Here is a 12,838-nt window from a genome sequence, read left to right as displayed (position 1 = left end):
GTTTGGATTCGTGCTGCTGAGCTTCTCTATGCAAAACCACGTTCTGCCACTGGATATCGCACAAACCCTGTCGTTAGTTGTTGCTCTTTCAATGTTTTTGACACCGGGGTTATTTATCTTGTTCGATAAAGTCATTTTGCCTCGCTATGAGCAAAAATCGAACGACCGTGAAGAAGATAAAATCGAAGAGAAAGGCACCGTTATCATCGCAGGTATCGGTCGCTTCGGCCAAATCGTTAACCGTTTACTGGTCACCAACGGCGTAAACACTGTCGTGCTAGACCACCAAGCAAATCAGGTCGATATCTTGCGTGCGATTAACATTAAATCGTACTTTGGTGATGCTACTCGCCCAGATTTACTGCATACCGCAGGTATTGAAGAAGCAGCACTGTTTGTCGTGGCTATTGATAACCAGGACTCAAGCGTTGAACTAGTAAGATACGTTAAACACACCTACCCGAATGTGAAGATCTTAGCTCGTGCATTCGACCGTGGTCACGGCTTCCGATTAAAGTCCGCAGGCGCAGACTTTATTGAATCAGAAACTTATCATTCAGCACTTGAAGTGGGCGCAGAAGCTTTGCGAGCGCTAGGCCATCACCCATTCTTCGTAGAGAAACAAAAATCAACCTACAAGAATGTTGAAAACCGCAAGTCTGACAAACTTTACAAAGCCTGGTCCGACGCCGGAGACAACGCGCGTTATGACAATAACTACCGTCAAATCTTCATTCATCTTGAAGAAGCAATGAGAGAAGATATGAAGAAAGACCGTTCAGACAAACACGCTCGCTCTGAACGAGGTTGGACACCGCCACCAAAAGGCTATGCTGACCATGTTGGGGACGATGTAGAGCCGACACAAAACTAAATTTTGTAAGCCTCACTCCAAAAATAAAAGCGGCCAGTCATCAACGACTGGCCGCTTTTTAATTCTGGTTTTGAAAGCTAGTTAGCGCTGCTTTAACAACATTTTGATTTCTTCCAACTCTTGCTTCAATTCTGCCATGGTCGGTTCATTTGCTGCTTTTGACTCTTCCTGCTCAATCGCTTGTCGTTCTTGTTCAAGAACATTCACTACGATACCTATCACCATATTTAAGAAAGCAAAGGCAGTGAAGAAAATAAACGTAAGGAAGTAAATCCAAGATAACGCGTACACTTCCATCGTTTCATACATCACACTCGTCCAACTTTCGAAAGTCATAACCCTGAACAGAGTCAGCATACTTATCGAGATATCGCCCCAAAGCACTGGGTTTATCGAAGCAAAGAAAGTCGACCCTACGGCAGCGTATATATAGAAAATAATGAACATCAGCAGCATTACGTAACTTAATTGAGGTAATGCTTTTACCAGTGAGTTAATAAGTAAGCGCAGCTCTGGAATGATAGAAACCATTCTTAGGACACGGAAAATACGTACTAAGCGACCTAATACAGCCATGTCGCTGCTTTGAATAGGTATCAAGCTTACGACGACAATTAAGGTGTCAAAGATATTCCAAAAATTATGAAAGAATTTCTTTTTATTTGGTTCACCGACAAAACGGATCACAATCTCAACTAAGAATATAATCGTGATTGTCCAATCAAGCACCTTCAATACACTGAGAATGCTGGATGGAATTTCGTATGTATTTACGCCTATCATTAAAGCAGAACAGATGATCACTGAGATCACGAATACTTCAAAGATCTTATTATTGCGTAACTTAAAAAAGCGCTCTTGTACGCTTCTATAACCTGAAGACATTAACTGTTTGTCTACGGACTTTTCTAATTCAGTCATGAATGACGACTTTCCTATTGAGCTATTTTATTGTCACTTGTGCCGGCTACTTCAAGCAGCAGCCTATATTTATTGGGCGACTATAACAGAGTCGTTGATTGTTGAGAGTAATGACTTTGTTAGAAAAGATTTACATTGGTGAAAGATTCGACAAATCTCTGATTGGTTAATCATTTACTTAAGGTGTAAATATTTTCAGGTGTTATAGTTTAAGCATTCTCTATCAAAAAAGTGACGTTTTTGCATTACCGTCTTTTCATTATTGCCATCGTCTCCAGCTACACGAGCATCGCTCAGGCAAATTCATCTCAAAACTCTCATGATACTGAAGTAACTTCAGAGGCACTTCCGTCTGAAGTCGTGTGCTTGAGCCAAGTCAATGAAGATAGAGCTATTGATAAAGCATTCAACTATGTAAACACTAAGCTATGTCAGCCCGCAGTTTGGTTTGATAATTTTTTTGTCGATGACCGTATAGAAGACGACTCAAGAGCTGGCACCATTGTTCGTTGGTATAACGACTTTTCGATTTCAGATAAAGACGACTTTGGATACAAAACGAAGTTAAAACTGCGTTTTAACCTCCCAAAGGTCACTAAAAAGTTAAAGGTCGTGTTCGAGTCTGATGAAGAAGAACTTCACGATCTTTTGCCTTCAAATTCCGACGACTTTGAAAACCAACTGGGCTTAAGGTATGACTGGATTGGAAAAGGACGCAGCAGTTTTAATATCAAGGCGACATTCCGACCATCGATAGAAGCTCGATACCAATACACTTACCCATTTTCAAACGATACAGTTGGGCGTATTTCTCAAAAGATCTACCAAAAGAAAAAGGTTACAGGTGAATCTACGCAGGTCGATTTAGAACATTCATTTAGTAAAAAGTACTTACTGCGTTGGACCAACTACGCAAGCTATGATGACGAAAGAAAAGGATGGGAGTTCGCGACAGGAACAACTTTCTACCACTACATTTCCCAAGACCAGGCCCTCAGCTATAAAGCGAGCTTATCCGGGTACAATCGTCCAAATCACTACATAGACAACACTAAACTTTCAATCACTTATCGCCATAATTTTTTACGTGATTGGTTGTTCTACGAATTGACACCTGAATACAACTGGAACAAAGATTTAGATTCGGAGACAGAACCTCTTCCCTATCATTACACCGAAGCCAAAGTAACGTTTAGGTTAGAAGTGTTATTCCACAACATCTGATCTAAGTGTAAGCCAGAGCTTTCTAATCGCTCTGGCTTACCTAATAACTTCATCGGGAAAACAGACGCTAACCTTGATTCCACCATTTACCCGTATTTTCCGGTTCAGAGATTAACAGTCGCTCACCAATGACAGGAGTAGTTAAGGTTACATTTTTGTCCTGGCTGATTTGGTACGCTTTTTCCAACGGCTCTTGCCAATCATGCATAGAAAGGTCGAACGTACTGTTGTGGATAGGCATCATAACTTTGCCTTGTAAGTCGATGTGCGCTTGTACACTTTGATCTGGGAACATATGAATATCAGCCCAAAGTGAATTGTAAGCTCCGGTCTCGACCATCGTAAGATCGAATGGCCCATAGCGTTCGCCAATCTCTTTAAACCCACTGAAGTAACCTGAATCACCGCTGAAAAACACATTGGCTTGCTTGCTCGTAATTACCCAACTTCCCCACAGCGTTTCATCACGATCCATTAAGCCACGTCCCGAGAAATGCTGTGTTGGTGTCAACGTATAAGCAATATCATCTATAGTCGTTGATTCCCACCAATCCAACTCAATCACTTGCTCTTCTTTAACTCCCCACTTTTTCAAGTATGCACCCACTCTTAAGGGCACGATAAATGTTCCGACTTTTTCAGCCAAAATTTTCACGGACGCTTTATCTAAATGGTCGTAATGATCATGGCTTATCACAACAACATCTATGTCTGGTAAATCCTCTAGACCAATAGGTGTTGGGTGGAAACGTTTAGGCCCCATCCACTGCACCGGTGACGCTCGCTCACTGAATACGGGATCTGCCATAACAAGCTTGCCATCCAGTTTCATGATCACGCTAGAGTGACCAAGGCGGTACAGCACATCTTCTTTCTCAGAGGTAAGTTGCTCAGCATTCATTGCCGCAATGGGAAGTTCAAAGGTCGGTACTGGGTTTTCACGCTTCACCGTCATGTACGCTTTTATGATTGAAAATATATCAGACATACCTGATTTGTATTCCAACTCACTATTCACAAACTTTTTTGGCAACGCTTGGTTTTCTGTATTCAAACGAGAATAAGTGGTTACAGATGCGGTCATGGCAAGTACTCCTACAAACGGCAATAAATATTTTCTCATAATCGGTCTCGTATCTTAGAACGACAGGGTTGATCAACGGATTGGTTCGACAGTTTGGTTCACCAAAATGCCAACCAAAAACAAACTACACCGGTGAGTTTACTTTTTATTTTAAGAAAGTAAACCCATTAGTGTAGTTTTTATCCATTCACCGGAGTTACTAAAATCAAAATGTAAAATAACAACCGACTATACTTCATGAATTAACATCACTAATTTTGTACAAATACCGTACAACCCCTCATTTCAATGCTTCTTTTATTGACCTAAGGGTCAACTAATTATTAACATTGTCATTACATCTATACTGGTAGTAACAATTTTAGAAAGGAGTTCTGAAGTGAAACTAACTATTCGGGTAAAAGCGATCCTCGCAACGATCATTGCCGCTTTAGCTATAATCAGCGTAATGGGCATCTACTCTTATCAGTCAAGTCGCAGCATATTGATTGAGAAGACATTTCAGCGCGAGTTGCCTGCCGTTTTAGGTGAGGTAAGTAACGATCTCAATGCACAGTTAGAGTCGCCAATCATTGCTTCGAAAATGATGACTTTATCTCCTCTTGTTACTGGTTACCAAAGTAGCCAAAACCAGTCTGATATCACTCAATATTTGAGTTCTGTTAAAAACCAATTTAATGCGATTACAGCTTACTTCGTATCAGGTAAAGACGGCACTTATTACACCCACGACGGAATACTTAAAACCATTAGTCAATCGAACAATGGCGACCAATGGTTCTATCGTTTCATCAATTCCAATCAAGACTTTGAACTTTCTTTCGATACCGATAGCGCAACGGGTATCCCAACCATGTTTGTTAACTATGCAGTCATCAGCAACGGAAAACGTGTTGGCGTTGCTGGTATTGGGTTAACTCTCGACAGCATTACTCAACTTATTAGCCAGTACCGCATTGGTGAAAGTGGCATCGTGTTCCTAGTGGATAGCTCAGGAACCATTAAAGTACACCCTGACAAATCAATGATTGGTCAGTCTCTTAGCGCGTTAAACATGCAAAGCAATGAATTGCTGAACAGCCAGCAACCTATAGTGCAAGAAGCTGAATTTAACGGTGAATACCAAGTTGTCGGCGCGAAATCTATGCCGAGAATCGGCTGGACGTTGATCACGCAAGTTCCACGAAACGAAGTGCTTGCAGAGCTAGCAGGCTTTAGCCGCACCGTTATATTAATGGCTATTGCGATTGCTGCTATCTATATTCCTATCGCAGCTTGGGCAACTAACAAGCTTCTGTCTCCATTCGTTCAAGTAGCGGAACTGCTAGAAGGAATAGGCAAAGGTGGTGGTGACCTAACTCAAAGACTCGATGACTCTCGCCACGATGAAGTCGGTCAGATTGCTAAAGGTTATAACCAGTTTGTTCAATACCTCAGCGAGCTACTCAGGGATGTTTCAAATACGGGGCAAGAGATCACGGCATCGATCCAATCTGTTGATCTGATGGCCAAATCCATGGAACAAGAGATCAAACAACAAACTAGCCAAATCGAACAAGTAGCAACCGCTATTCACGAAATGGGGGCAAGTTCAGATGAAGTGGCTCAAAACGCTAATGGCGCAGCAACAAGTGCTTCTAGTGCCTCTGACGCCATTGGTATTGGTCAGAAGTCAGTAACAGTCACATCTGAAAGTGTTGAGCACATGAACCAACAGTTAAGCGATACTACTGATGTCGTTACGCAATTGGCGCAGGATGCTAACTCGATTGATACGGTACTTGACGTGATTAGTGGTGTTTCTGAGCAAACCAACTTACTGGCGCTCAATGCCGCGATAGAAGCAGCTCGAGCAGGTGAACAAGGACGTGGATTTGCCGTAGTTGCAGATGAAGTGCGAACTCTTGCTTCTCGTAGCCAAGCTTCCACTGAAGAAATTCGAACTATCATAGAGAAGTTACAAAGACGTACCGAAGAAGTCGTCGATGCGATCAGCACAAGTGCTGACCTGGGTAAGAAATGTCAGGTTGAAGCGTCGAGCTCTGAAGAGCAACTGTCAGCAATTTCAGGCAGTGTGACTGAAATGAACTCGATGAACGTTCAAATTGCTGCAGCAACGACCGAGCAATCCAACGTTATCAATGAGATTTCACCTCACGTCACCAGCATTTCAGAAATCGCTCGAGAAAGCGATGCGATGATCGAAAAAACCGCTGCTGAATGTGAGCAGTTAAGAGTCAAAGCAAACCACTTATCGAACCTTGTTGCGAAATTTAAGTTCTAAGTTCTAAACGCCGAGCTCATAACGAGAACCGATAAACCCAAATCGACTAGCCGCTTCTATTACAAATGAAGCGGCTTTTTTGGCTGAACCAGCACCGTAATACCAGCACCAGCACCAGCACCAGCACCCACTTTAGCTAGCCAAAGAACTCTATTACAACACCATTAGTCCGCCGACCAAACATCTCGAAATTGTGGCCAGCCCCAGTTCGTAATCGCGATATTTTTGAGTATTCCTTGAAAGCGAACAGTCTGCAGATGGTGAAACATAGGAAGCATCCAGTATTCACTCACTAAACAGCTGGCAATTGGCTCTAACTCTGAAAAGTAGTCTTCTAACTTCACTGAGGCTTTATGTTGATTGAGACGCGTCTGTAACCATTGGCTATTTCCCGCACCCAATGAAAAGTGCAAAACTGGGTTGTTCATTAACCAAGAAAACAACGATGAGTGGGCGTTATCATCCAAGTTTACGTTACACAGAATCAAATCTTCGGTCAGTGTTTGTTGCTCTGAACGTAATGTTAAATCTCGAAAACTATAGGTGTTAATCTCCACTTCAACGCCATAAGTTTTTAGTAAATCAGCAATACTCACAGCACAACGGTAGAGCGCGTAATAATTGTATACAGCGATGCTCAACTTTTTCGGAAGTACGGTTTTAGAGACAGGAGGTTTCAACACCGCTCGCCATTTAGGAAGCAGATTACGTGCATACTCAACACTAAACGTTCCTGAATTTTTTTCTAACTGAGCTTGAATCGCTTCTGGCGATAATAGTTGTGAAAGGTACTTTCTTTGTTCCAAGCTCATTTCTGCTTTGTGTGTATTCTGATTCAACACTTCACGCTGATTAAACAATACAAACAAACAACCATCTTCTACTCGACTCGATTGGAGATCACTTTGATCTTGTTGAGTGTCGTCTTTTCCTAAATGGTGAAAACAAGAAATCTCATTCTTTGCAGCAACCTGCATTTGGCTATCATCAAACCTTGCTGAACCAGCCATCTGTTCTTCAAATTGCCAAATGGTCACCTCATCGGTCAGCGAACGGCAGCCATAATAATGTTCGAAGGCGATCAGCTTAAGTTTATCTTCATTATGTTCTGAAACTTTAAACGGCCCACTACCCACAACCTGTTTAACATCGACATTTTTGAGCTGGCTAAGTGGTTGAATGGAATACTTCACGCCAGCCAACAATCCGCCAAAACCCTTATCAGGCTGACTTAGCTTGAAACACAAACGTAATGGTTGTGGCGAATAGACTTCTTCAACGTGGGATAATTCAGATTGATAAAATGGCAATGTTTTTAGCTGTTCAAACATTTGCGCAATAGGTTTAGCTTCTATTGGTTTACCGTCATGAAAGGTCAATCCTGGTCTTAAATAGAAGGTCCAAACATTCAACACTTCATCATATTGCCAGTGATGCGCAAGTTGTGGCTGTAACTCACCTTTAGAAGAGCAACTCACCAAACAGCTGAACACTTGTCGTAGTAAAAAGCGTTCACTACTACGCTGCACATGATGAGGAAGCAGTGCTTCAAATTTGCGCTTGTAGGTTAACTGTACATGCAAGACGCCTTCACGCATCGTGGCCCCAGAAGTCTGCTGAAGCAAAGAAGCAAACACCACTTTATTATGATCGAGTAAGTTCAGCGCTTTCTCGTAATGTCCCGATTCAATAAATGATGCTGCTAAAAACTGCTTTAATCCGTCGGGCGAATATTGAAGAGTAATACTCGATCGTTGGTTGCGACCTGGCTTTGGCTGCCACACAACCCAACCCGCCGAGTGCATTTTCCCAAGTAAGGTTCTTGCATGCCTTAAGCTAGTAAAAAGCAGTTCAGAAATCTCGGTCAACGAGACACTCACCGCTCCATCATAACCAAGTGACTCAAGCCTTAAGTAATAACGCATCAAATTAAGATCTGGCAAATGAAGAACTCCAAAATAAATTTATGTTCCGCTTTTAGCAAAAATAGCGTCCATTTCATCATTATGAAATTGTACAGCACAAACTAGGAACAATCTTCAATTATTCCATCTGTTTTTAACTTCCTAATTTAAACGGATAATAGCGTTATCGAAACAAAACACAGTGAGCGTATTCCCATGCATCCAGATAACAGATTAGTGAGCTATTACCGCCAGAGGTTAGCCTTAACTAACAATCCGATTGAAAAGTTAGCAATCAGAACCATGATCCAATTGCTCTTCTAAACACATCAAAAACACACCTTTTGGTGATTTAAGAAGACACAGTTTCACGCAATTTCATTTAACGAAGTGGGCTGAAAAGCATGTTTATGTTCCTACCCCCAATAGCAACAGCCTAAACACAAATGTTATCAGCCTGCTTCTTTTCCTTAAGGGTAATTATGAAGATCGAACACATCGCGATTTGGACRCACAACCTAGAGCTAATGCGTCATTTCTATGAACGCTACTTTTCTGCCACATCGAACAACAAGTACGTGAATCCAACCAAAGGGTTCAGCTCCTACTTTTTAAGCTTCGATAGCGACGCCAGAATAGAGTTGATGCACATGGATTCTATTCCACAGTCCACTAACGACATATATCGACAATCTCATGGGTTGATCCATTTGGCGTTTGATCTAGGCAGCGAACTAAAAGTCGAGCAACTTACGGCTCAACTCAAACAAGATGGCTACGAAATATTAGATGGACCAAGACGCACTGGCGACGGGTACTATGAAAGCGTGGTTCTTGATCCAGAGGGAAACCGTTTAGAACTGACGGGCTGATCTGGCGCTGTTCTCTATGAATCCGGAGAACAGGATACACCTATACAAATTTATTGGGCCAACGATCAGTTAGCCCTCAAAAAACTTGCCTTACCTTAGAGCGACTTAGCCTCCGGCATCCCCAATTACCGATATAAGCCCCCACACAGCCTCCTTCTTTAATAGTACAAGTTACTTCCCGCAGACTAAACTTGATAAAAGTATCAGTAATAAAATTCGTATCACGAAAACATAACGCGGTGTTCAAGGAGTCAGACATGAGTAATCAGAGACGGATCTCGAATGGATTAGGCTATTTAGCGATAGTCTTTTTATCGCTATTTCTAACGCCTATTGCTAGCTCCTCACCACCTAATTCGGTGCTGAACAACCACCCGATATTTTCATCGCACCCTGCACCAGCAAACAAAAGCCAATATGCTAGGTCATCCATTATCGGACAATTGAATAGCCAAGGGGTAACCTCTGCCGCACATAATCTAACCATCACCCTCCCTATCAATAACGAAGTCACACTTATTCAAACGTCTTCAGAACGCCGTGGGAAAAGTGAACTTGCTTGGTTTGGCGTAGTAGAAGGCCAGCCTGATAGCGAAGTAGTATTGACGATAAAACAAGGGATCGTAGTTGGTAGGATCCGTATTGGCACTGATTTATATGAACTCAAATCTGACAAGCAAAAGCGTTTAACGGTTGAGCTTCTTGATTCTGATGCGTTTCCAGAGCTTGAGGATGACTTCATCAATATTGGAAGTTCTCATGGTGAACAAGACGGAACATCAGGTGATCCGCTCCCTACACCAATTATCCAATCCGAAGGACTAACAACGATAGATCTGTTAATCGTTTATTCAAATGATGCGACAGCCAAAGCCGGAAGCCATGAACAGATGGAAGCCGTCGCTCAAGCTGCCGTCGACGCGGCTAACAGCGCATTCATAAATAGTGAGATGACAATTCGCTACCGCTTAGTACACACACAACATATGAATTACGACACGGCAGGTTCGACGACTAATGACCTCTATTGGGTCGACAGTGATCCGACAGTAGCCTCGCTACGTGACCAATACGGGGCAGATATGGTTTCCGTAATAGTTGATACTCCCGGATCTTGCGGTACTGGTTACGTTCAGCGTAACCCTGGGGCGGGCTTTGCCCCTTGGGCCTTTCAAGCCACAGATATTGACTGTGCTGTCGGTAACCTCACTTTTGGGCACGAACACGGCCATAACCTAGGCATGGAGCATAACCCCGAAAACAGTTCTGCCACTTCAGAAACCGCTTCTTATCCTTGGTCGTTTGCTCACTTTATTAACGGCTCATATCGCACCATGATGTCCTATTCTTCTCAATGTCAAAATGGTTGCCCACGCGCACAACTCATTTCTAACCCAGACGTTATCTATAATAACGTCGCAACTGGCATTACAGATCAACGAGATAATGCACGTACCGGGGAAGTCACAGGCCCGATTTCATCTCTATTCCGAGATACCGTTGTGCCTTTCGATAACAGTGTCACGTTTGCGATGCTTGGAGATTTCGGAGACGGAAGTACAGCGTCTGGAGATGTGGCCGCACAAGTCAACAGCTGGCCGCTCGATTTCATCATTACTGCCGGAGATAACAGATATGGAAACAACAGCTTCGATACGGTGATCGGCCAGTTTTACTGTGACTTTCTGACTGATGTCGAGGTTGGTACTCACTGTAGTGGCGGCAACAGTCAAATCAATGCGTTCTTCCCAGCTCCGGGGAATCACGACTACAATGATGGCCTAGGCATCAATGAGTACTTAAACTACTTCACTCTCCCCGGAACCAACGTATCTAGCAGCCTGACCTCAGGTAACGAAAGATACTACGATTTCATTCAAGGACCAGTTCACTTCTTCGCTATCGACAGCCATAACGCCCGCAATGACAGTAACGATATGGCGCAGCAAAAAGCGTGGTTAGAAACGCAGCTCGCTGCATCATCAAGCCCGTGGCAAGTCGTGTTCTTCCATCATGTTGCTTTTTCCTCATCTTCCAACCATGGTTCTGACCCTGCAATGCAATGGCCATTTGCTGAATGGGGTGCCGACGCCGTATTCGGCGGACACGACCATATTTACGAACGCGTTGTTCGAAATGGTATCCCTTACTTTCTGAATGGCCTTGGCGGTCGGAGTATATACAACATTGGGACACCTATTTTCGGTAGTGAAGTTCGCTATAACGGAGATTATGGAGCGATGAAGATCTTCGCCAGTGACTCTGAGATGGTGTTTGAATTCATAACTCGTTCAGGGGTACTTATCGACAGCTACGCTCTTCCTGCATCATCGAATAACTTTGTAGCCCGACAAATCAATCATGGTAACGACGATGTAGAAGAACGTATCAGTGATGGGAACATGTACATCAACAGTAGTGATATTGAGTTAGTTGATGACCCATCGTCTAATGGGCTTCAACGCGTTGGATTAAGATTTAACGACATCAGCATCCCGCAAGGTTCGACGATTGATCTTGCTTACCTAGAATTCTCCGTTGATGAAACGAGCTCTATCGCCACCAATGTTCAAATCAGGGCTGTGGCTGATGACAATGTTGCAGCGTTTACTTCAACAAGCGGGGACGTGTCATCTAGAGCATCAACCACCAGCATGGAAAGTTGGAGTATTCCTGCCTGGGGATCGGTTGGTGATAGCCAATCTTCTCCTGATATTGCCGCCTTAGTCCAAGAAGTCACTGACCGCCTAGGTTGGGTGAGCGGCAATAGCCTCGCGTTCACCATTGAGGGCACAGGAACACGAACAGCGGAAGCCTATGAAGGTAACCAAAACTTGGCGACAAGATTGTATATTGAGTACAGTGATGCTCCACCTAATACACCACCAACCGCTGATTTTAGTTGGCTTGATGATGAGTTGACGGTTAATTTTACCGACATATCAACTGACTCTGACGGTACGGTTGTCAGTTGGCAGTGGGACTTTGGTAATGACAGCAGCTCAACAACTCAAAACCCAAGTACAACATACTCAACGGCAGGAACTTATAGCGTTTCTCTTATGGTTACCGATAACGATGGAGGCACAGGAACAGTCACACAACAAGTCGCGGTATCAGCACCAAACCAATCTCCAAACGCCAACTTTACCGTTGTTACCACAGGTCTAGGCGCAACCTTTACTGATGCATCAACCGACCCAGATGGCACGGTCGAAAGCTGGGCATGGAACTTTGGTGATGGCGGCAATTCAAACGCTCAAAATCCTAACCATAATTATCCAGAAAGTGGCACCTACAACGTGACTCTTGAAGTCACCGATAATGAAGGAGCAACCCATTCGACAWGTAAACCTGTAACAGTTGCAGACCCCGCAGCAACCGCGCCAGAAGCACCAAGTAACCTCGTTGGATCGAAACAGACGACAGGGAAAGGCCGAAATAAAACCATCACAGGGGCGACGTTAACCTGGGTCGACAACTCAAACAATGAAGATTATTTCGTCATTGAAAGTTGCCAAGAAGTGGGGAAAGGTCGGAACAAAACTTGCGCTTATTCTGAGCTCGATACAGTACTAGAAAACATCACGAGTTATGAATTCGTCCCAGAAAGTAGTGCCCGCTATCGAGTGAAAGCCGTTAATTCAATTGGCAGCTCAGCGTACACAAATAACG

At 43.4% G+C, this 12,838-nt stretch carries 8 protein-coding genes; 5 read left to right on the top strand and 3 right to left on the bottom strand.

Annotation, left to right across the window (positions count from 1 at the left end):
* The coding region (locus tag L4C33_RS14080) for an NAD-binding protein (RefSeq protein WP_428813059.1) at nt 1-874 on the top strand (874 nt) is incomplete at its 5' end.
* Nucleotides 875-955: 81 nt separating this feature from the next.
* Here L4C33_RS14080 and L4C33_RS14075 read toward each other — a convergent pair.
* The gene (locus L4C33_RS14075) at nt 956-1,795 is read right to left on the bottom strand and encodes an ion transporter (protein ID WP_428813058.1); all 840 of its coding nucleotides are present in this window, start codon (nt 1,793-1,795) and stop codon (nt 956-958) included.
* Between the two features lie 240 nt (nt 1,796-2,035).
* Here L4C33_RS14075 and L4C33_RS14070 point away from each other — a divergent pair, with 240 nt between their 5' ends.
* The gene (locus tag L4C33_RS14070) at nt 2,036-3,019 is read left to right on the top strand and encodes a hypothetical protein (protein WP_428813057.1); all 984 of its coding nucleotides are present in this window, start codon (nt 2,036-2,038) and stop codon (nt 3,017-3,019) included.
* Between the two features lie 67 nt (nt 3,020-3,086).
* Here L4C33_RS14070 and L4C33_RS14065 read toward each other — a convergent pair whose 3' ends face one another.
* Nucleotides 3,087-4,142 (bottom strand): MBL fold metallo-hydrolase, encoded by a 1,056-nt coding sequence (locus tag L4C33_RS14065; protein WP_428813056.1) that lies wholly within the window; start codon nt 4,140-4,142, stop codon nt 3,087-3,089.
* A gap of 340 nt (nt 4,143-4,482) precedes the next feature.
* Between L4C33_RS14065 and L4C33_RS14060 the strand changes: the two genes are divergently transcribed.
* Entirely contained in the window at nt 4,483-6,387 is a 1,905-nt protein-coding gene (locus L4C33_RS14060; protein ID WP_428813055.1) for a methyl-accepting chemotaxis protein, read from the top strand.
* A 164-nt stretch (nt 6,388-6,551) separates the two neighbouring features.
* On the opposite strand, the gene L4C33_RS14055 is transcribed toward L4C33_RS14060, so the two are convergent.
* Nucleotides 6,552-8,330: an SgrR family transcriptional regulator gene (locus tag L4C33_RS14055; RefSeq protein ID WP_428813054.1), complete on the bottom strand. Its 1,779-nt coding sequence runs from the start codon at nt 8,328-8,330 to the stop codon at nt 6,552-6,554.
* A gap of 443 nt (nt 8,331-8,773) precedes the next feature.
* Here L4C33_RS14055 and L4C33_RS14050 point away from each other — a divergent pair, with 443 nt between their 5' ends.
* Nucleotides 8,774-9,163: a VOC family protein gene (locus L4C33_RS14050; protein WP_428813053.1), complete on the top strand. Its 390-nt coding sequence runs from the start codon at nt 8,774-8,776 to the stop codon at nt 9,161-9,163.
* A 257-nt stretch (nt 9,164-9,420) separates the two neighbouring features.
* A partial coding sequence (locus L4C33_RS14045) for a PKD domain-containing protein (protein ID WP_428813052.1) occupies nt 9,421-12,838 on the top strand: 3,418 nt, incomplete at its 3' end.

Source organism: Vibrio makurazakiensis, from assembly GCF_050337375.1.
GTDB classification, from domain to species: Bacteria; Pseudomonadota; Gammaproteobacteria; order Enterobacterales; family Vibrionaceae; genus Vibrio; species Vibrio makurazakiensis.
Note: the sequence above shows the minus strand (reverse complement) of the source record. Positions and strands in the feature narration are given on the sequence as shown.

Coding starts and splice junctions, on each gene's coding strand:
- L4C33_RS14075 (WP_428813058.1), bottom strand. CDS start 1,795: ATGACTGAATTAGAAAAGTCCGTAGACAAACAGTTAATGTCTTCAGGT.
- L4C33_RS14065 (WP_428813056.1), bottom strand. CDS start 4,142: ATGAGAAAATATTTATTGCCGTTTGTAGGAGTACTTGCCATGACCGCA.